A 20,769-nucleotide genomic window follows, 5' to 3' on the forward strand; every position below is an offset into this window, starting at 1 on the left:
ACGCAAGCCTCCGCAGCATGGCCAGATCCGCCATCAATACGGCAGTCACCTTTTGGACCGCGCGATCATTCCGGCGCGGTCCGTCGCATTCATCCTCGCGCAAGTTTGAAACCCTAGCTTCGGCCAAAGCACCCGTGGACACATGCGCCCGCGACCGGCTCGATCCGAAGGTGATCTCGACATTGGAAGTGATGATGCTGCGCGTTCGGACATTTATGGAATTTAATCTGCTTGAGATCAGTGACCGTTCATCCGGACCGGTCGTCCTCGCCGATGGAGGCGACCGCCGATGAGCATGCCGCTGACCCGCCTTTTGAAGGATTTTTCCGCGCCCCCTGCGCCGGCGCCGTCACTGTCGGCGCGTTTTGACGTGTCCGAGCCGGATCCGTTCGACATGGATTTCCCGGCCCTACCGGAACCTGAGCCGATCGATGTCGACGCAGAGCGCCGCGAGGCCTATGCCGAAGGGCACGAGGCAGGCGAAAAGGCCGCCGAAAGTCGTTTGGAAGTGGATCGCCAGGCAATGGAGGTTGCCCATTCGCAGGCGATTGCCGAGCTGGAAGCCCGGCATCGCGACGAACTGACCAAGGCTCTTTCGGAGAAGCTGCCTGCCATCATCAACGAGCTTTCGCTTGCCATCAGCGATCAGGTGGCCGTGGCTCTTGCGCCGCTGTTTTCCGATGCGGTGGCAGAAAAGGCCGTCGCCGATCTCGCGCATCTGTTGAAAACGGCAATCAGTGCCGGCGAGGCGGGCGTCATTGAGCTACGCGGCCCCAAGGCGCTGTTCGCAATGCTGTCTGCCCAGATGCCGGAGCATCTCGGCCTTATGCATCATGTCGAGGCGGATGACCTCGATCTTTCCGCCGAGTTTGCTGAGGCGGCGCTGGTCACGCGCATATCGGCCTTTACGGCAAGCCTCAGGAAGGTGATCGGATGAGCGACGAAAATCACCATCACGGCAAGAACGAGATCATCATCATCAAGCGCCATGGCGGCGGCGATCACGATGGCGCCCATGGTGGTGCCTGGAAAATCGCCTATGCCGACTTCATGACGGCGATGATGGCATTCTTTCTCGTCATGTGGCTGGTCAACGCCGCAAACGAAGAGACCAAGGCCTCCGTTGCCAGCTATTTCAACCCGATCAAGCTGTCGGATGAGAAGCCGACCGAAAAAGGTTTGAAGAAGCCCGTCGATCAGGCCGAGGGCGAGCAGAAGCAGGAGCGCTCGAAAGTCGAGGCCGACGAGCAGACCGTCGGGGCAGCCGCTGCGACTGGTGAAGACCAGACGGCCACCTCCGGTGACCAGGCCAACTATTCTGAAGCTGATTTCTTCGAAAACCCCTATTCCGTTCTGGCCGAAATCGCCCAGGAAGTCGGCCAGCAGGCCAATGTCAGCGCCAAGGGCGAGGGTGGTGCGGCTGATTCCGGCCCGTCGACCGGTGCTCAGGGCGGCGAGGCCTATCGCGACCCCTTCGATCCCGACTTCTGGACGCAGCAGGTCCAGACGGCCATCACGCCGGTCGGCAAGCCGACCGATGCAACGACGCCGGCCGAGCCGCAGACCGCTGAGATCCAGCCACCGCAGGAACCGGCAGACCCGACGGAACCGGACCAGCAGATCGCCCTGGTCGTGCCCGGGCAAAAGCCCCAGATGCAGCCGGACATTGCCCCGGACATTGCCAAGGAAGCCAAGCCGGAAGACGGCAAGACAGAACAGCCAAAGGACGGCAAGTCCGCGATGACGGCAGAAGCCGAGCTCGCGGTCCAGCAGGCCTCGGCCGATACGCTGAAGGCGCAGATCGAAGCCGAGATCGGCGGCGTGTCCGGCAAACTCGCCGAAGGTCTCATTGTCACCCCGGCCGAAGGCGGCCTTCTGGTCTCGATCAGCGACCAGAGCGACCAACCGATGTTCAGCGTCGGCTCGGCGGTGCCCCAGCGCGAGATGGTGCTGGCGATGGAAAAGATCGGCAAGCTGCTGCAGGGCCGGCCGGGATCGATCATTATTCGCGGCCATACCGACGGCCGCCAGTTCAAGGGCAGCGAGAACGACAACTGGCGCCTCTCGATGGCGCGTGCGCATAGCGCCTATTACATGCTTTTGCGCGGCGGCCTGACGGAAGATCGCGTCCAGCAGGTGTCCGGCTTTGCCGATCGCCGACTGCAGGTCCCGGATGATCCGCTGGCCGACGCCAACCGGCGCATCGAAATCCTGATTCAGGCGGAGCAGGGATAATGATGCTCCGCAGGGTATCCATCTCGGTCCTGGCATTCGCCGCGCTTGTCGGTCTGGGAAATGCGTCCGCACGGGCCAACGACATGGATACCATCCAGCCTTTCCAGATGCTGCGCTCGCTGCAGTTCGTCCAGGACACCGTGGTCCTGGGCGATCATTCGGCCGCCGAAATGCAGCGCTTCATGCTTGGAACCATCGACGAGCGCTTGCGCAGCGCCGATCAGGTGATCTTCGATGATCCGCGCAATGTCGATGCCGCCCTGATCTACGCGATGAGCGGTGGCAATCCGGCGACGCTGGAATTCCTGGTAGCGCGTGACATCAACGGCAATTTCGACAACCGCATTGCCGATAGCCTGCGCAAGTATCTGAGCGGCAAGGGCACCCTGATTGCCAAGTCTCTCGGCGAGATCAGCAAGGAATATCGCAATACCGATCTGGCGCCGTATCTGGCTTTGGTTGCAGGCAACGTGACGATCACGCGCGATCCCGTCGAGGCGCTCAAATTCTATGACTGGGCCCGACTGACAGCACCCGGCACGATCGTCGAGGAAGCCGCCCTGCGGCGATCGCTGGCGGTTGCCGTTGACGCAAAGATTGTCGACAAGGCAGGAGGCTACGCCAATCGCTATGCCCGGCGTTATCTCTATTCTCCCTATGCCAGCCAGTTTGCCGATCTCTTCGTCCAACTGGTCGTCGAGCATTATGACGTCATCAAGCAGGAAGATATCGAAGCGACGCTTGGATACATGGACAATGATCGCCGCCGTGAGGTCTATCTACGCATTGCCCGTAAAGCCGCGATCGCTGGACGTAAGGACCTGACCAAGATGGCTGCAGATCAGGCGAGGGCCTTGTCAGGAACGGCTGAAGGTGCCGACGCGCTCGCGAACCTCTACGGCGGCCTTGTCAATCTTTCAACGGATAAAGTCGATGACGCCATGCAGGCAATCATGGACATTCCGGCGGAATCGCTCTCGCCGAAGGATCTCGCGCTGCGCCGGGCAGCAGAAGCCGTCGCAAAGGAAGTCTTGCGCAAACCCGAGCCTGTGCGTGAAAGCCTGACGCAAGCCAACGCTAATACAACTGATGCGGATACAGGGGCGATGGCCTCAGTCGATGCTGATTCAGACTTGCAGGATCCGACGGCGCCACCGACCCCTGCCTCCGTGCCGCAGCCTCAACCGGTTTCCGCTGAAGCTGCCGAGACCAATGCCGCCAACCTCGATCCGGCGGTTCGTACCTTTGTTGATTCCGGACGCACCAAGCTGGATGCGATCGATGATCTCCTCAAGCAGGAAGGCCCCTGACCATGTTGGACGCGTATACAGCCCCCAGGATCCCCACGACGGATACAGTGGCCTCGCATGCGGCGTCGGCTGGTCGATCTGACAAATCCGGCGACGGCGGCTTTTCCGAAGCGTTGTCCAGTTCGGGGCGCCAGGACCATGGCGACGCAAACGATAGCGGAGTCAGCGGTGAGCCAGATGCCGGCAGCGAGCATCCCGATGCCGCATCGGAGGAAACCGGCAGAACCAAGCGTCCGATTATCGACCTTACTCAGGCGAGTTTGCTGAAGCCCGTGACGGCGGAGGCGGAGAACGCCGCGACCGAGCAGGTGCCTGTCGAGGGCAAGGACAAGATCAAAGGCAAGGTGAAGGAGCACGACGCCACCGACGGCAAGACTGCTTCCGTCGACCCGCGCCAGCTTGCAGCGCAAGCGCAGACCGGAGGCCAGAAACCCACCGCCACCAGCGGGGAGAAAACCACCGACGTGGATGCGGATGTTGTCAAGACCGACGAAGGCGCGCTGGTGGACGGCAAGAGCCCCGATCTCGGCGATGTCCTGTCGCTCCTGACCAGTGGAACTGCTGCCGAGCAGATCAAGGGCCAGCCCGATGGCCATGAGGCGGTAGAAGGCAAGACCAATGGCGATCATGGCGTCGATGCCGTATCAGCCCTCGGCGTCTCAACCGAGGATGCCGGAGCTGAGACCGGCACCGAGGCTGGTGACCAGGCATTCCGTTTTGTGCGCGCCGACGGCAAGGGCCAACCCGTAACCCTGAGGAGCGAAGCCGCTCAGACCGTGCGGGAAGACAATGAGCCCGCATCGACGACCGTCGAAACGGTTACCGTCATCGATGCGCGCCGCTTCCTGGCGCCGGTATCGAGCAACAATGCCGCTTCGATTACCGCGGCGATGGTTGGCGACAGCGAGTGGGTCAGCGCGATGTCGCCCGGCTCGGAACTGGCCAATGCTGCCACGCAGTCGAGCCAGGGCAAGGTCGTCAACACGCTGAAGATCCAGATGAGCCCGATCGAGCTTGGCAGCGTCACCGCGACGCTGAAGCTGACGGGCGAAGAGCTTTCGGTTCAATTGACCGTCGAAAACCATGCGGCGCTGCAGAAGCTGACCAAGGATCAGGACGAGATCCTGAAGGCCTTGCGCGCGCAGGGGCTGACCATCGACCAGGTGCAGATCAACATCCAGGTCGCGCCCGCGGAACGCAGCGCAGACAGCCAGAACAATGGCAATGGCCAGCAGAACGGGCAGGCGGGCCAGCAGGCCTCGGATCAGTCGGGGCGGCAAGCCGGCGGCGATCGGCAGACACGCGGCGACGCATCGGGTGACAGGGTGAGGATGACGGATGACAGGACGCTTCAGCCAGCTGGCAACCAGGCTATTGCCGACGACAGCGCTCGTCCTGATCTCATTTACATCTAGTGCAGCGGCAACCGCTGGCGTCTGCGAGCGTGAAATCAGCGCCGCTGCGGCGAAGTATGGGGTGCCTGAGGGCATCCTTTATTCCGTTGGCCTGACCGAGACCGGGCGCAAGGGATCGCTGCAGCCTTACGCGATGAACGTCGAGGGGCGGGCGATTTATTCGCAAGACATGAGCGAGGCGCTCGGCGCTTTCCAGGCGGCGCGCGGACAGGGGGCCAAGCTGATCGACGTGGGCTGCATGCAGATAAACCAGCACTTCCACGGCGACCAGTTCACCTCTGTTCAAGCCATGTTCGACCCCCGGAAGAACGTCGAATATGCCGCCCGCTTTCTCAGCAAGCTGCACAATCGCCACGAAACCTGGACTATGGCAGTCGCCCGATATCACGCCGGGCCCAACAATGACCCGGCGCAAAAGCGCTATGTCTGTCGCGTTATCGCCAATCTGGTTGCCACAGGCTATGGAACCTGGACGACCAACGCGCGTCAATTTTGTGGTGCATAGCAACCTTTGATTGTTTGACAGCCACACTAGTGCCGATTTGCCAATTGTGGCGAGACTGCGGACAAATGGGGCAAAGCAAGAGCTTGTGCGAAGCTTGCGTTAACTTTTCCACTAAAAAATAGTGCAGAGAAGTCGCTGTACCCACTATATATAGATCAAATCGGCACCAATTCGTTAATCAATTATTAATATCTATCATTAACTTTCGCCAGTTGTCCCTGAATCCCCCGATTCGTACCCATAGTGCATCGAAACACCACACTGATTCGGAGGCGGCTGAATGATCGTCGTGGTTGATGAGCGCGAGCTCGTGAAAGACGGGTACACTTCTCTATTTGGACGGGAAGGTATTCCATCCACCGGATTTGATCCGGCGGAATTCGGGGAATGGGTCACTACGGCGGCTGATTCCGACATTGCGGCAGTTGAGGCTTTTCTGCTCGGTCAGGGCGATAGCACCTTGGAACTGCCGCGGGCAATCCGGGATAGAACCCAGGCGCCGGTGATCGCAGTCAGCGATCAGCCATCCCTGGAGGCGACCTTGGCCCTGTTTGATTGCGGCGTCGACGACGTCGTGCGCAAGCCGGTCCATCCTCGCGAGATCCTGGCACGGGCGGCGGCCATTCGCCGGCGTCTGAAGGCAATTTCCAACTTTACCGAAATCGGTCCGATCCGGGTCTTCTCCGATGGGCGCGATCCGGAAATTTCCGGCGATGTCTTTCCTCTGCCGCGGCGCGAACGTCGCATCCTGGAATACTTGGTCGCAAATCGCGGACGACGCGTTTCGAAGACCCAGATCTTCAACGCCATCTACGGCATCTTCGACGAGGAAGTCGAAGAGAACGTCGTCGAAAGTCACATCTCCAAGCTTCGCAAGAAGCTTCGTAAGAAGCTCGATTTCGACCCGGTCGATTCCAAGCGCTTCCTTGGCTACTGCATCGACTGGAGCTGATCGGGCAGCATGCGGTTCCCTGCGTGGGGACGGCTGATCGGATGAATTCGACCGATCACCGAACTGTCATACAGCCTCACGCAAGGCCCATCCCCTAGTCTCCGTACTGACTACCGAAGCGAGGATTTTAATATGAGCCTTTACGGAACAATGCGAACCGGCGTGTCCGGGATGAATGCCCAGGCGAACCGCCTCGGCACCGTCGCCGACAACATCGCGAATTCCAGCACTGTCGGCTACAAGAAGTCGTCGACACAATTTTCATCCATGATTTTGCCAAGCTCTGCAGGCCAGTACAATTCCGGTGGTGTCGAAACGGACGTCCGTTATTCGATCTCCAGCCAGGGCACCTTCAGCTACACCACATCCTCCACGGACCTTGCTATCAATGGCGACGGCTTCTTCATCGTATCGGGTGAAGACGGCGTCGAATACCTGACCCGCGCCGGTGCGTTCACCTTGCAGGACGACGGTAGTTTGCAGAACTCCGCCGGCTATACGCTGATGGGTTATGAATATGATTCTGCCGCCGATCCGACGATCGTCGTCAACGGTTTTGACGGCCTGACAGAAGTGAACCTGTCTGGTTCCGGCATTTCCGCAGTTGCCTCCACGAGTGGGGCGCTCTCGGTCAATCTGCCGAACTTCGAGGCCGATGGCTACGTCAAGACGACCTCGCTGAAGGTCTTCGACAGCCAGGGCACGAGCCGTCTTGTCGAATTTACCTACACGAAAGACAGCGACAACAACTGGACGGTCGATGCTGTCATTCCTGAAACCGGCGATGTGCTTCTGGCCGGTGCAGCAATGGAGTTCGACAGCGATGGCAACTTGATTAATCCGGATCCGGCCGAGTTTGTGCTCGATCCTGTTGCGGATATCGATGGTGCCACGATCCCTGCCATCACGCTCAGCGCTGCTGGTACGACGCAGCTGGCGTCCGAGTTCTCCGTGCAGAATGGTAAGGTCGACGGTAACGCCGCATCCAAGGTGAAGGGTTACGAAATCGACGACACCGGTGTGGTTTCCGTCGCCTACGAAAACGGTGACCTCGTGCCCACGTTCCGCGTGGCGCTCGCCAGCGTTCAGAGCCCCGACAACCTCAATCCGGTTGCCGGAAACCTTTACACCCAGTCCAACGACTCGGGTGTGGTGGTCATGGGCTATGCCGGCTCGAGCGGCTTCGGCAGCATCATCTCCGGCGCTCTGGAAGACTCCAACGTCGACGTGGCTGAAGAGCTCACCGCGATGATCGAGTCCCAGCGCAACTACACTGCAAACTCCAAGGTATTCCAGACCGGCTCCGAATTGATGGAAGTCCTGGTCAACCTGAAGAGATAGACCGAAAAAGTTAGGGTAGCCTTATGTCGCTTGCATCATCGCTTGGCACTGCTCAGGGAATCTTCCGGAACACGGGGCAACAGACCTCCGTGCTCACGACGAACATCGCCAATGATGGAAACGAGAACTATGTAAGGCGCCAGGCCGTCGTCACCACCACCGTTTACGGTGCGACGATGGTGCAAAATGAGCGGTCGCAGCAGATGGCACTGCTGCGCCAGTTCTCCAGCGCGACATCGCAGCAGAGCTCGCAAAGCACCCTGCTGGAAGGTCTCGAAACAATCTCCAGCGCGCTGGGTGGCAACGACTACGAACTGTCGACGTCAACCTATCTCGCCAATCTTCAGAGCAGCCTCCAGTCCTTTGCGGCTGCCCCCGGTGAATATGCACTCGCATCCACCGTGGTCACCGACGCGATCGACGTTGCCAATTCGCTGAACAATGCAACAGCGTCGACCCAGCAGCTGCGCGCCGATACCGATGCCCAGATTGCCGAACAGGTCGAGAGCCTGAACAAACTTCTCGCTGAATTCAAGACGGTCAATGACGCGGTTGTTCGTCTGACGGCGACGGGTGGTGAAGCCAGTGATTACCTCGATCGGCGCGACACGCTGGTCAAGGAGATTTCCGGCATCGTCGGTGTCAGCATCAACATGCGCGACAACAGCGACATGGTGCTCTACACGTCGGACGGCACCACGCTGTTCGAGACCGATCCGCGCGAAGTCACGTTCGACCGCAAATACAATTACGATGCATCGGTTACCGGGAATTCGATCTATATCGACGGTACGCCGGTGCGGGCCGGTGTTGGCGGCAATACCGACGGGCAGGGCACTCTCAGCGCGCTGGTTCAGCTGCGCGATGTCATTGCACCGACGTTCCAGGTGCAGCTTGATGAGGTTGCCCGCGGGCTGATCGAAGCCTTTGCCGAAACCGATCCCTCGGGCGGTCAGCCGGACGCGCCGGGCCTGTTTACCTGGTCTGGTGGCACGACGTTGACATCCGGCACAGTGGAGCCTGGACTGGCTGCGAAGATCAGGGTCAACGACGCTGTGCGATCCGATGCCGGCGGTGATCCGACGCTGATCCGCGACGGTGGCATCAACGGCACCGACTATGTCCACAACACCGCCGGGGCTTCGGGTTACACCGACCTGATCAACACCTATGTCGACGCCATGTCGGCCGACCGTGAATTCTCTGCGGACGCCGATCTGACCACGACGAGCAGCCTGCTGTCTTTCGCCAGCGACTCCATCGGCTGGCTTGAAGAATATCGTTCGACGGCCACCTCGGCTGGAGACAACAAGAGCGCGCTTTATGAGCGCACCTACCAGACATATTCGTCGAAGACGGCGGTCAGCCTCGACGAAGAACTTTCTCTGCTGCTCGATGTTGAGCAGTCCTACAAAGCTGCAGCCAAGCTTGTCTCGACAATTGACGAGATGCTGGAAGCCGTGCTGCAGATGGCGGGGTAATCCTGAATGTCGACTTCAAACGTATCCAATCTCTCCATACAGACGTCGATGCGTTTGACCATCCGGCAGGCGCAGACCGAACTTCTGCAGGCGCAGCAGGAGGTCAGCACCGGATACTTCGCCGATATCGGTGCCGAGCTGGGCAGCAAGACGTCGACGGTGGTAGATCTCAACCGCGAAAGCCTGCGCCTGTCCTCGATCCTCAGCAACAACAGCATCGCGACCCAGCGGCTATCGGCCTCTCAGGAAGCCTTGAACCAGATTGCCAAGGCTGCCGAGGAAATGAACCAGTCGTTGATCACCATCTCGGGTTCGACCAATACCGACACGATTGGCACGACGATCGGCACCGTCAAGAGCTCGCTCGACACCATGTCCGACATGGCCAATTCCTCGATCAACGGCGAGTTTCTGTTTTCCGGCATCAATACTGATGTGCAGCCACTCGCCAAGTACGACGAAACCTCGGCGGCCAAGGCGGCATTCGACAATGCTTTCACCAGCTATTTCGGTTTTGCGCCAACCGATACGGCCGGCACGGCGACCATCGTCGCCTCCGGTGGTGCGCCGAGCATGCAAGACTTTATCGGTAATGTCCTGGAGCCGATGTATTCCGGCGCCGACTGGACCACAGACTGGTCCAGTGCCTCCGATGAAGTGATGACAAGCCGGATCACCCAGTCCGAAACGGTGAACACCTCGGCATCTGCCAATGAAGACGGCTTCCGCTACTTCGCGCTCGCCGGTGTCATTACCCAGGAACTGATGAACATGGGTGCGCCCGCCGATGCGGTCACCGTGGCGATCAATTCGGCCATTGACTATACCGGCAAGGCGATCAGCGGCATCAACAAAACCAGATCGGAGCTTGGCCTTTCGGAGAACCGAATCGAGAAGGCGGATTCGTCTTTGCAGATCCAGGTCGACATCATCGAGACCAGCCTGTCCAGCAAGATCGAGGTCGATGCCTACGAAGCATCGACGAAAGTCAACAGCCTGCTGGCAATGGTTGAAGCGTCCTACACGCTGACGGCAAAGATCCAGGCACTGAGTCTCGTAAACTACCTTTGATGATCAAAGGGACTGAGTAAAACTGAAGGGCAAATGAATGTACCAGTTTTCATACGCCGAAATCATGGAAGATGGGGTGGCCGACGCGAAAGATCGCGAGCGTCAGGCCCTCGATCGGACGATTGATTTGCTGCGGGCGGCTTCACTGAAGGCCAGCTATTCGCGCGAGGCTATTGAAGCGCTTTACTACACACGACGGGTCTGGGTCCGCTTCATTGAAGATCTCCAGCACCCTGAAAATCAGCTTGCTGTCGAAATTCGCGCCAATCTGATTTCCATCGCTATTTGGATTTTGAAGGAATGCGACCGGATCCGGAAGCGCCAGTCAGACAATTTCCAGGGCATCATAGACGTGACAACCATCATCAGGGATGGACTTAAATGAAGAGCACTTTGCGCATTTCGCTCAAGTCGGGCGAACGGATCTTTATCAATGGAGCGGTTCTTCGCGTCGACCGCAAGGTTGCTCTGGAGTTCCTCAACGACGTGACCTTCCTCCTGGAAAATCACGTCCTGCAGCCCGACCAGGCCACAACGCCCCTGCGGCAGCTCTATTTCATCGCGCAGATGATGTTGATCAATCCGGAAGGCCGCGAACAGTCGATGGCGATGTTCCGCAAGTCGATCATCATGCTGCTGAACTGCTTCCAGAACGAAGAAATTCTGGCCGAACTCAAGCGCGTCGATGCGATGGTCTCGTCCGGACGAGCCTTCGATGCACTGAAGGCGATCCGCTCGCTTTATGCGGTCGAGGACCGGATCTTGACCAGCGATGAAATGAGCCCGGCCACGATCGAGCAGATTCGCAAGGAGATTGCGCCATGGCGGTAGATGCAGTTGGCACCACCACGAGTACCGCAAAGACCACGACGAACAACTCTGCCGACAGCGCCTCGGCCTCCGCATCGCTGGATTATGAAAGCTTTCTGAAGCTTCTGATCGCGCAGATGCAGAACCAGGACCCGACGGATCCGATGGATGCCAGCGAGCAGATCTCGCAGTTGGCCACCTTCTCGCAGGTCGAACAGACGATCCAGACGAATTCGAACCTCGAGACCCTGATCACCGGCAACGCGCTGACCAACGCCTCGAATTACATCGGCAAGACCATCACCAGTGCCGACGAGAAGACGACTGGCGTGATTGAATCCGTTCGTGTCTATTCCGACACGATGGTGGCGACAACCACCGATGGCGACGAGATCCCGATTACGGTCGGTGTCCGCGTTGGAGAGCCGCCTGCGGCGGATCCGGATCCGGATACTGATACCGATACAGAGACGTCCGATACCTAAAGTGCTAAGCCTTCCGGAGTGGAGGGCATGATTCGCCGCTCCGGAAGGACCCCGTCTCATGAATGAGGCTGACGCGCTCGACATTATGCAGGCCGCCATCTGGACCATCCTGATGGCATCGGGGCCTGCCGTTGCTGCCGGCATGATTGTCGGCGTGCTGATCGCACTGGTTCAGGCTCTGACCCAGGTTCAGGAAATGACCCTGACCTTCGTGCCGAAAATCCTGGCGATCCTGATCACCATCGGTATTACGGCGCCGTTTGCCGGCGCGCAGATTTCCCTGTTTGCCAACATGGTGTTTTCCCGCGTCCAGTCGGGCTTCTGATCGGTGCGCATGACGCGCTGGCAGTGCTGTTGCCATCCTCGCGCAAGCTTCGCCCTCTATGGCTGATCGGGATACTGCCCGAAGCCTTGGCTTCTGGGTGACTTCTCATGAAGAGATGGAACGAACATGGCGCAACCTCCTGCTCTCGTAATTCCGAAGGTCAGTCCGAACGGGCGCGATATCGGGTTTGCACTTGGCATCGTTCTCATCCTCGGCATTCTTTTCCTGCCGATACCGCCATTCCTCATCGACATGGGCCTGGCCTTCTCGATCGCCTTTTCGGTGCTGATCCTGATGGTGTCCTTGTGGATCCAGCGACCGCTCGACTTCTCCTCGTTCCCGACCATCCTGCTGATCGCGACCATGATCCGCCTGTCGCTCAATATCGCGACGACGCGTGTAATCCTGTCGCATGGCCATGAGGGACACGGGGCGGCCGGCGGCGTTATCGAAGGCTTCTCCACGCTCGTCATGGGCGGTGACTTCGTCATCGGTCTGATCGTCTTCATGATCCTGATCACGGTCAACTTCATCGTCATCACCAAGGGTGCCACGCGTATCGCCGAAGTCGGCGCGCGTTTCACCCTCGATGCCATCCCCGGCAAGCAGATGTCGATCGACGCCGACCTGTCCGCCGGCATCATCGACGAGAAGGAAGCCCAGCATCGCCGCAAGGAGTTGGAGCAGGAAAGCTCCTTCTTCGGCGCCATGGACGGTGCCTCGAAATTCGTCCGCGGTGACGCGATTGCCGGTCTGATCATCACCGGCATCAACGTTTTCGGCGGCATCATCATCGGCTATTTCCGCCACGGCATGGAAATCGGCGAAGCGGCCGACGTCTTCGTCAAGCTCTCGGTTGGCGACGGTATCGTTTCGCAGGTTCCCGCCCTGATCGTTTCGCTGGCCGCCGGCCTGCTCGTCTCGCGCGGCGGCACGCCCGGTTCGACCGACCAGGCGGTCATCAACCAGCTGAGCGGCTACCCGCGCGCCTTGTCGGTCGCAGCGGCGCTGATGTGTGCCTTGGCGCTCGTTCCCGGCCTGCCGCTGGTCCCATTCATGGCGCTGGGCGGTCTGATGGCATTCGGTGCCTGGTTCATCCCGCGCCAGCTCGAGGCTGAGAACAAGGTCAAGCGCGACCAGGAAGAAAAGAAGGTCATCCAGAACAAGGAAGCCGAGAAGGATTCGGTCAAGTCGGTCCTGAAGACTGCCGAGATCGAACTGGCGCTCGGCAAGTTGGTCTCGACCCGCCTGCTCGGCGCCCATCAGGAACTGGCGTTCCGCGTCGGCAAGATGCGCAAGAAGTTCGCCAGCCAATACGGTTTCGTCGTGCCGGAAATCAAGGTGACCGACGACATCGCCATCCCGGACAAGTCCTATCAGATCCGCATCCACGGCACGACGATTGCGTCGAATGCGCTCCGCGTCGGTGAAGTGCTCGTCGTGACGGGATCTGGCCGCAAGCCGAAGGTGCCCGGCGACGAGATTCGCGAACCCGCTTTCGGCATGCCGGCGGTCTCCGTCTTGGAAACCTTTACAGAAGAACTGAAACGCGAAGGCTTCCATCCGATCGACAATGTCTCGGTCGTGCTCACCCATGTCAGCGAAGTCATCCGCAACAACCTGCCGCAGCTTCTGTCCTACAAGGACGTTAAGATCCTCATCGATCGCCTCGATCCGGAATACAAGAAGCTGGCCGACGAGATCTGCTCGTCGCACATGTCCTATTCTGGCCTGCAGGCGGTCCTGAAGCTTTTGCTCGCCGAACGCGTCTCGATCCGCAACCTGCACCTGATCCTCGAAGCCGTGGCCGAACTGGCGCCGCATGTGCGCAAGACCGAACAGATCGTCGAGCATGTGCGGGTGCGCATGGCCCAGCAGCTCTGCGGCGACCTGACCGACAATGGTGTCCTGCGCGTCCTGCGCCTCGGCAGCAAATGGGACCTCGTCTTCCACCAGGCGCTCAAGCGCGACGCCAAGGGCGAAGTCGTCGAATTCGACATCGATCCGCGCAGCCTCGAAGAGTTCAGCGAGCAGGCGAGCCAGGTTATCCGCGACTTTATGGACCGTGGCCTGCCTTTCGTGCTTGTCACCTCGCCGGAAACACGCTCCTATGTCCGCATGATCATCGAACGCTTGTTTGCCACGCTGCCGGTTCTGTCTCACGTCGAATTGGCCAAGGGCATCGAGATTAAGATCCTGGGCTCCATTTCATGATAACAGACCCGGAAGGGACCGTTCTGGCACTGTTTGCGGTCTTCTGCCGCATCGGTGCCTGCATGATGACCTTGCCGGGTTTCTCCTCCGCACGCATTTCGATGACGATTCGGGTGTTCCTCTCCGTATCGGTATCCCTGGCGCTGCTGCCGATCCTTTTCGATACGGTCTATCCGCGCGTCGCGGGCGGCGGCTACACCTATATCCAGCTGATTGTCGCGGAAGTGCTGATCGGCTCGATGTATGGCCTGGTCCCCAGGCTTTACGTGCTTGGTCTGCAATTTGCCGGATCCGCCACCTCGATGGCGATCGGCTTCAACTCACCGGGTGCAGCCGACGTTCTCGAAGACACCAGCGAAAACCAGTTGACCAATCTGATCAGTTTTGGCGGCTTGCTGCTCCTGTTCATGCTGGATTTCCACCATGTGGTCTTCCGCGCTCTGGTGGAATCCTATTCGGTCATGCCGCTGGGCGGCTTTCCCGATACCCAGAAGATGCTGATCACGCTGAGTGACACCCTGTCCAAGACATTCATGCTGATGCTGCGGCTGGCGAGCCCGTTCATCATCTTCGGTCTGATGTTCAACGTGGGCGTTGGTCTGGTCAACAAGCTGGCCCCGCAGATCCCGATCTTCTACATTTCCACGCCTTACCTGCTGATTGGCGGGCTGCTTCTGGTCTATTTCTCCATCGCGGCGATGGTCATGCAGTTTGCCCAGTCTTTCCCGATGATCTTCGACTTCTAGGTCGCGCCAGAGGACCACTGAAATGGGACCGAAAAAGCAATCCGAAAAACTGAAACGCCTCGTCGCCGTGCAGCGTCACATGGAGCGCATGGCGGAAAGCGACTTGAGCACAACGGCAAAGCGCATCGAGGAGAATTCGGTGTCGATGGACGCCGTGATGGACGCCATCGGCTCTCTTGAGCCCCTGCATCGGCTGTTTGCCCAGAACTATGCCGATCGTTTCGATCGGCTGTCCAGCACGGACAAGCAACTCCACGGTCTGCAACAGGTCCAGGAGATGAAGGTCATGCGCGAACGGGCCAAGGGCGATCGTCTGGAAGAGAACATGAAGGAGGCGCGCGAACACGAGGATCGCGAAGCCGACGACAATTCCATCTATGATCTGATCGATTTGCAGTTCGCCACACCAGCCTCCAGCAAGCTTCACGAGTGATAATCGCCCCGAACACATATCGAGGATGTCACCGTGGCCATTTCCCCTCCGAGCGATCTCGTGCTGGACGTTGTCCGCGCCGCTGATCCATCGCAAGTTGCTGCAGCACAGGAAAAGCTCAAGACAAACCGGGCGAACTTCCTGGCAACCAGCCTGGCCGAAAAGGGCGCTGGATTCGGAAACGCCGTCGAGATCCTGAACAAGGCCAGCGCCGCCGATACGCGCGCAGCCGCTACGGAAAAGGCCGAGAGCAGCGAACCGCCGAAGATCTATCGCGATTTCGAAGCGGTCTACCTGACCAATTTCGTCCAGTCGATGCTGCCGGACGATAGCGAAGAAGTCTACGGCAAGGGCAATGCCGGCGAGATGTGGAAGAGCATGATGGCCGAACAGATGGGTTCGGTGATTGCGGATTCCGGTGGCATCGGCATCGCCCAGCAGATGTACGATGAAGCGCTTGCCCGCACTCGCGGCCAGGACACCGCCAATGCCAAGACGGACGAAGCGGATCGAAGCCGGGCCTTGAGCTGGGTGACAGATCTTGAGAGGCGCACGCTCGGCGCCTCGGCCGAATCCAAGTCTGCACAATAATAATTAGAATAGTTTTGAGGTGACATCATGGAAGTTGTTTCGAGCGAGTACCGTGTAAAGACGGTTCTGGGGCGTCTGGAACGCATTATCGACAATGAAAACGAGCGCATCGGCAAAGACCGCGACTTCGATTTCAAAGTGTCCAATGCCCATAAGAGCCGTTGCCTCTATGAACTGACCATGCTGTTCAGAGAGACCGACCCGCGCGAGATCGCCGTCAACTACGTTGAGCAGATGCATTCGCTTAAGAAGAAGCTGGCGCTCAACGTGCGCCGCGTCGAAGCGCACATGAACGCTGTGCGGGCCGTTGCCGATCTGCTCAAGAACGCTGTACGCGAAGCCGACGGCGATGGCACTTACTCTCAGGAACAATTCCTTCTGCATAGCGAGTTCTGATGGGAAAGTTACTGGCTGTTGGTTTGTGGGTCTGTATCGTCACGCTGGGCGCCGTCTACGGCGCCATTAGCCTGGCGACGGCTCCGGCTGGCCCCAGCGAGGAAGATCAGAAGGCGCCGCTTGAATTGGTGAAAGGCGAGCCGATCACCATTCCCGTCATCACCGATGGCGGTGTATCGGGCTACTTCCTCACCCGCGTCTCATTCATGATGGACAAGGCAAAGATCACCGGCGTCGAACTGCCGATGACCGAGCTGATGACCGACGAGCTGTTCACGCTGCTGATCGGCAACAAGATGGTCGACCTTGCCAATACCAAGGGATTTGATGTCGCCGTCTTCCGCGAAAAGATCAAGACCGACATGAACGCCCATCTCGGAGAGGGCTTTGTCAGCCAGGTGCTGATCGAACAGCTTGATTACGTTTCCAAGGAAGTCGCGCGCAAGGCAGCCGATGGTGATAGCCGCGGGCCGCTGGACGCCACAGTGATCGTCGAGGGCGAGAAGACCGAGGAGCCGGCGGCCGGTTCAGGCCACTGAGCGACCCTGATCTGGGTGCATTCAAAGAATGACGAGAGGAGTGGCAATGCGGATTGCCACTCCTCTTTTCCATGTTGTGCTCGCATCTCACCGCCACATCTCTTGCAAAATGCCGCAATTTGACAGCATAGGACGGAGACAGGCAAACGGCGCCGGGTCGATGACGCTAGCTTGTCGAAACGTGAGGCGAGGGCGAGAGACAGTGACGACGGTGATTGATGGAAAGGCAGCGGCCGCATCGGTGGTCGAGGCGGTAACCTCTGCAGCAGCAACCCTCGAAAAGCGTGGCCACCGCAAGCCGGGCCTTGCCGTGGTGATTGTCGGCAACGATCCGGCAAGCCACGCCTATGTCGGTGCCAAGAGCAAGATGGCCAAGCAATGCGGCTTCAATTCCGTGCAGCACACGTTGCCGGAAACCACATCTCAGGACGAGCTGATGGCGCTTGTGGCGTCGCTCAACGCCGATCCCTCCATCGATGGCATCCTTGTCCAGCTCCCACTGCCAAAGCCGCTGAACTCCGATCCGGTGATCCAGTCGATCCTGCCTGAGAAGGATGTCGATGGCCTGCATGTCGTCAACGCCGGCAAGCTGGCGATCGGCGATACGAAAACTGGCCTCGTCTCCTGCACCCCGGCCGGTGCAATGATCCTGGTGCGCCAGGTCCATGGCAATGACCTCTCCGGCCTCAATGCACTGGTCATCGGCCGCTCCAACCTGTTCGGCAAGCCGATGGCCCAGCTTCTTCTGGCCGCCAATGCCACGGTGACGATCGGTCATTCGAAGAGCCGCGACCTACCGGCTTTGGCACGCGAGGCCGATATCCTGGTCGCTGCAGTCGGCCGCCCGGAAATGGTCAAGGCCGATTGGGTCAAGCCGGGCGCGACGATCATCGATGTCGGCATCAATCGGGTCGCGGCCCCTGAGCGCGGCGAGGGCAAGTTCCGTCTCGTCGGTGATGTCGCCTTTGCTGATTGCAAGCCGGTGGCTGCTGCGATCTCGCCTGTTCCGGGCGGTGTCGGTCCGATGACCATTGCCATGCTGATGGCAAATACTGTGATTGCAGCCTATCGCGCAGCGGGCGAGGTAGCCCCGAGCTTCTAAACTGGGAGCCGACCGGCGATCAGTCTTTCGCCGGCGCCGGACCCGTCGATGACCTGACGACCAGGTCGACCTTCCACAGCTCCTGCTGCGTCTTCTGCATGTCTGTGCCTGTATGGATCATGGCAATCAGCCGCTCGGCAACACGTTTGCCGGCCTGACGCAGCGATGAACGTGTCGTTGTCAGCGGGACGCTGAAATTTTCCGGCTTCAGCAACGGCAATTCGTCGTCATGGGCAATCAGCGATACATCGACGCCGAGTTTCAGGCGAGCTTCATTGAGTGCCCTGACGGCACCGAGCGCCAGCACCGTGCTGGCGCAGAGCACGGCTGACGGGCGCTGCGGCCCGCTCAGGATCTCCTTCATCCCGCGATAGCCCTGCTCATCGCCCATGAAGGTGTTGCGGATATGGTCTGGATCCAGGATCAGTCCGTGTTCGGCGAGAGCCTTTTCCGTGCCCCGTCTACGACGGAACGCAAAGTCCAGATCGGCCGGGCCGTTCAGCAGCGCGAAACGCCTGTGGCCAAGCTGCAGCAGGAAACGTGCCGCATCGTAGAAGGCGCCCTCGTTGTCGACGTCGAGATAGGCGTAGTCCTCGGCGCGCCCGCCAGAGCGTCCATGCACGATGAACGGCAGGGACAGGGATTGCGCCATGGCGATGCGTGGATCGTTTTCGCGCATATAGGCGAGATAGTAGCCGTCGACGCTGCCGCTGGCCACCAGCCAGCGGATCGCTTCCTGTTCGTCTTCGACGCGCGCTGGCATGATGACGAAGTGAAAGTCATGTTCGATCGCCACCTCGGCCAAACCGCCCTGGAACTCGGCAAAGTGGATATCGGAGGCATGATCGGGCGAAACGGGCATGATCAGGCCGATCGAGCCGGCCTTGCCCGTGGCCAGGCGCTGTGCGGCGCGGTTGGGTCTGTAGCCGGTCTCCTTGGCCGCCTTCAACACACGCTGGCGCGTTTCCTCGTTCACCTCGGGATAACCGTTGATGGCCCGGCTGATCGTCGTTTGCGACAGGCCGAGCATGAGCGACAGTTCTTTCAGATTCACGGCAGGCAATTCCTCTCCCATTGCCGAAGAGCCGCCAGCATCTCCTCAAGCCGGCGCCTCAAAGCGCTTCGACTATGCCGCAGTTTTTGCCCGGACGACAAGGGTGAACTTGCCATATTTGAGCGCACTGCACCATTTTAGGATGTGCAATGCGACTATTTACGGCAATCTCACGATAGCTCTTGACTCCCACGGGATCGGAGTGGGATGACTTGTAGGCCAAAGCGCTTTGAGGAAGGGGCTTTCGAGCCAATGGACGTTTGGCCGTCCATATGTGATGGGAGGTATATCACATGAAGAAACTGTTTTTGATCACGGTCGCTGCCGCTGCGCTGACCACGGGTATGACGTCCGCCGCCGAGTTGAAGTTCAAGCCGGGCGAGGACGCGAAATTCAATTGGGCGAGCTTTGAAGAGTTCAAGAAGGCCAATGATCTCAAGGGTCAGACGCTGACGATCTTTGGCCCATGGCGCGGCGAAGACCAGGCTCTGTTCGAGAGCATCTTCGCCTATTTCGAAGAAGCCACGGGTGTTGATGTTCAGTATTCCTCGTCGGAAAACTACGAACAGCAGATCGTCATCGACACCCAGGCCGGCAGCCCGCCGAACGTCGCCATTCTGCCGCAGCCCGGCCTGATTGCCGACCTTGCATCGAAGGGCCACCTGACGCCGCTCGGCGACGAGACGAAGAACTGGCTCCTGGAGAATTATTCCGCCGGACAGTCCTGGGTTGATCTCTCGACCTACAAGGGCAAGGACGGCGCAGCCGCCCTCTACGCGCTTCCCTATAAGATCGACGTGAAGTCGCTGGTCTGGTATGTGCCGGAAAACTTCGAGGACGCCGGCTACGAAGTTCCCAAGACAATGGAAGATCTGAAGGCGCTGACCGAAAAGATCGCGGCTGACGGCGGTACCCCATGGTGCATCGGGCTCGGCTCCGGCGGCGCGACCGGCTGGCCGGCCACCGACTGGGTGGAAGACATGATGTTGCGCACGCAGACCGCTGATGTCTACGACAAGTGGGTCACCAACGAAGTGAAGTTCAACGATCCGGCCGTGATCGGCGCGATCGAGGAATTCGGCTTCTTCGCCCGCAATGACAAATTTGTCGATGGTGGCGCCAAGGCCGTGGCCTCGACCGACTTCCGCGACAGCCCCAAGGGTCTCTTCGGGGCGCCGCCGAAATGCTACCTGCACCATCAGGCTTCGTTCATCCCGTCCTTCTTCCCTGAGGGCACGGTTGTCGGCGAAGATGCCGACTTCTTCTACATGCCGCCTTATGCATCCAAGGCCGACCTCGGCAATCCGGTCCTCGGTGCCGGTACGCTTGCCATGATCGCCAAGGACAGCCCGGCTGCCCGCGCCTTCATCGAGTTCCTCAAGACCCCGATCGCGCATGAGACCTGGATGGCGCAGTCGAGCTTCCTCACCCCGTTCAAGGGTGCCAACAAGGAAACCTATGCCAATGCCCCGATGGCCAAGCAGGGTGACATTCTGCTGAATGCCACCACGTTCCGCTTCGACGGCTCCGACCTGATGCCCGGCAAGATCGGCGCCGGTGCCTTCTGGACCGGCATGGTGGACTATTCCGGTGGCAAGTCGGCGGAAGATGTGACCGGCGAGATCCAGAAGGCCTGGGACGCCCTGAAGTAAGTCTCTCCGGAGAGAGAGCACCGCCGGGCTCGTGGAAAACGGGCCCGGCGTCAGATACAAAAATGCCTGCGGTCCGGCGCCATATGTTTGGCGAGGGAGGACCCCGTAAAGG

Annotated in this window: 23 protein-coding genes; 22 read left to right on the forward strand and 1 reads right to left on the reverse strand. The window is 59.5% G+C overall.

The features are described 5' to 3' along the window. The first annotated feature begins 17 nt into the window (after positions 1-17). From LQ231_RS05660 to folD, 21 genes are all read left to right on the forward strand, one after another. A complete protein-coding gene (locus tag LQ231_RS05660) occupies positions 18-293 on the forward strand; it encodes a hypothetical protein (RefSeq protein WP_230170597.1) in 276 nt (91 codons plus the stop codon). Continuing rightward, a complete protein-coding gene (locus LQ231_RS05665; RefSeq protein WP_230170598.1) occupies positions 290-937 on the forward strand; it encodes a GTPase in 648 nt (215 codons plus the stop codon). The genes LQ231_RS05660 and LQ231_RS05665 overlap by 4 nt, the downstream gene beginning before the upstream one ends. Then, positions 934-2,235, forward strand: coding sequence for a MotB family protein (locus tag LQ231_RS05670; RefSeq protein ID WP_230170599.1), 1,302 nt, complete (start codon positions 934-936; stop codon positions 2,233-2,235). The genes LQ231_RS05665 and LQ231_RS05670 overlap by 4 nt, the downstream gene beginning before the upstream one ends. After that, entirely contained in the window at positions 2,235-3,545 is a 1,311-nt protein-coding gene (motC, locus tag LQ231_RS05675) for a chemotaxis protein MotC (protein WP_230170600.1), read from the forward strand. The genes LQ231_RS05670 and motC overlap by 1 nt, the downstream gene beginning before the upstream one ends. Positions 3,546-3,547: 2 nt before the next feature. Next, positions 3,548-4,960: a flagellar hook-length control protein FliK gene (locus LQ231_RS05680; RefSeq protein ID WP_230170601.1), complete on the forward strand. Its 1,413-nt coding sequence runs from the start codon at positions 3,548-3,550 to the stop codon at positions 4,958-4,960. Beyond that, on the forward strand, positions 4,884-5,465 hold the full coding sequence (locus tag LQ231_RS05685) for a lytic transglycosylase domain-containing protein (RefSeq protein WP_230170602.1): 582 nt from the start codon (positions 4,884-4,886) through the stop codon (positions 5,463-5,465). Before LQ231_RS05680 ends, LQ231_RS05685 begins: the two co-directional genes overlap by 77 nt. 280 nt (positions 5,466-5,745) lie before the next feature. Further along, a complete protein-coding gene (locus tag LQ231_RS05690) occupies positions 5,746-6,417 on the forward strand; it encodes a winged helix-turn-helix domain-containing protein (RefSeq protein WP_113140320.1) in 672 nt (223 codons plus the stop codon). 132 nt (positions 6,418-6,549) lie between these two features. Further along, positions 6,550-7,758, forward strand: coding sequence for a flagellar hook protein FlgE (locus tag LQ231_RS05695; protein ID WP_230170603.1), 1,209 nt, complete (start codon positions 6,550-6,552; stop codon positions 7,756-7,758). 23 nt (positions 7,759-7,781) lie between these two features. Beyond that, complete coding sequence (flgK, locus tag LQ231_RS05700; protein ID WP_113140322.1) at positions 7,782-9,239, forward strand: flagellar hook-associated protein FlgK; 1,458 nt, start codon at positions 7,782-7,784, stop codon at positions 9,237-9,239. Positions 9,240-9,245: 6 nt separating this feature from the next. Then, a complete protein-coding gene (locus LQ231_RS05705; protein ID WP_230170604.1) occupies positions 9,246-10,310 on the forward strand; it encodes a flagellar hook-associated family protein in 1,065 nt (354 codons plus the stop codon). A 37-nt stretch (positions 10,311-10,347) separates the two neighbouring features. Beyond that, positions 10,348-10,695, forward strand: coding sequence for a flagellar biosynthesis regulator FlaF (gene flaF, locus LQ231_RS05710; protein WP_113140324.1), 348 nt, complete (start codon positions 10,348-10,350; stop codon positions 10,693-10,695). Beyond that, on the forward strand, positions 10,692-11,141 hold the full coding sequence (gene flbT / locus LQ231_RS05715) for a flagellar biosynthesis repressor FlbT (RefSeq protein WP_113140325.1): 450 nt from the start codon (positions 10,692-10,694) through the stop codon (positions 11,139-11,141). Before flaF ends, flbT begins: the two co-directional genes overlap by 4 nt. Then, entirely contained in the window at positions 11,132-11,605 is a 474-nt protein-coding gene (gene flgD / locus LQ231_RS05720; protein WP_113140326.1) for a flagellar hook assembly protein FlgD, read from the forward strand. Before flbT ends, flgD begins: the two co-directional genes overlap by 10 nt. 58 nt (positions 11,606-11,663) lie before the next feature. Further along, entirely contained in the window at positions 11,664-11,930 is a 267-nt protein-coding gene (gene fliQ, locus LQ231_RS05725; protein ID WP_113140327.1) for a flagellar biosynthesis protein FliQ, read from the forward strand. Positions 11,931-12,056: 126 nt separating this feature from the next. Continuing rightward, positions 12,057-14,144, forward strand: coding sequence for a flagellar biosynthesis protein FlhA (flhA, locus tag LQ231_RS05730; protein ID WP_113140328.1), 2,088 nt, complete (start codon positions 12,057-12,059; stop codon positions 14,142-14,144). Next, entirely contained in the window at positions 14,141-14,890 is a 750-nt protein-coding gene (gene fliR / locus LQ231_RS05735) for a flagellar biosynthetic protein FliR (protein WP_230170605.1), read from the forward strand. The genes flhA and fliR overlap by 4 nt, the downstream gene beginning before the upstream one ends. 22 nt (positions 14,891-14,912) lie before the next feature. Beyond that, positions 14,913-15,323, forward strand: a complete 411-nt coding sequence (locus LQ231_RS05740) for a hypothetical protein (RefSeq protein ID WP_113140330.1) — start codon at positions 14,913-14,915, stop codon at positions 15,321-15,323. Between the two features lie 33 nt (positions 15,324-15,356). Further along, the gene (locus LQ231_RS05745) at positions 15,357-15,914 is read left to right on the forward strand and encodes a rod-binding protein (protein WP_230170606.1); all 558 of its coding nucleotides are present in this window, start codon (positions 15,357-15,359) and stop codon (positions 15,912-15,914) included. A 27-nt stretch (positions 15,915-15,941) separates the two neighbouring features. Then, the gene (locus LQ231_RS05750) at positions 15,942-16,310 is read left to right on the forward strand and encodes a hypothetical protein (protein WP_113140332.1); all 369 of its coding nucleotides are present in this window, start codon (positions 15,942-15,944) and stop codon (positions 16,308-16,310) included. Beyond that, on the forward strand, positions 16,310-16,849 hold the full coding sequence (locus LQ231_RS05755) for a flagellar basal body-associated FliL family protein (protein ID WP_113140333.1): 540 nt from the start codon (positions 16,310-16,312) through the stop codon (positions 16,847-16,849). Before LQ231_RS05750 ends, LQ231_RS05755 begins: the two co-directional genes overlap by 1 nt. A gap of 202 nt (positions 16,850-17,051) precedes the next feature. After that, positions 17,052-17,951, forward strand: a complete 900-nt coding sequence (folD, locus tag LQ231_RS05760; RefSeq protein ID WP_230170607.1) for a bifunctional methylenetetrahydrofolate dehydrogenase/methenyltetrahydrofolate cyclohydrolase FolD — start codon at positions 17,052-17,054, stop codon at positions 17,949-17,951. Between the two features lie 19 nt (positions 17,952-17,970). Here the strand turns inward: folD and LQ231_RS05765 are convergent, their stop codons facing one another. Next, on the reverse strand, positions 17,971-19,005 hold the full coding sequence (locus LQ231_RS05765; RefSeq protein WP_230170608.1) for a substrate-binding domain-containing protein: 1,035 nt from the start codon (positions 19,003-19,005) through the stop codon (positions 17,971-17,973). A 293-nt stretch (positions 19,006-19,298) separates the two neighbouring features. Here LQ231_RS05765 and LQ231_RS05770 point away from each other — a divergent pair, with 293 nt between their 5' ends. After that, the gene (locus LQ231_RS05770; RefSeq protein ID WP_230170609.1) at positions 19,299-20,657 is read left to right on the forward strand and encodes an ABC transporter substrate-binding protein; all 1,359 of its coding nucleotides are present in this window, start codon (positions 19,299-19,301) and stop codon (positions 20,655-20,657) included. The last annotated feature ends 112 nt before the right edge of the window (positions 20,658-20,769 follow it).

Source organism: Rhizobium sp. CECT 9324 (assembly GCF_918741265.1).
Lineage (GTDB): Bacteria > Pseudomonadota > Alphaproteobacteria > Rhizobiales > Rhizobiaceae > Allorhizobium.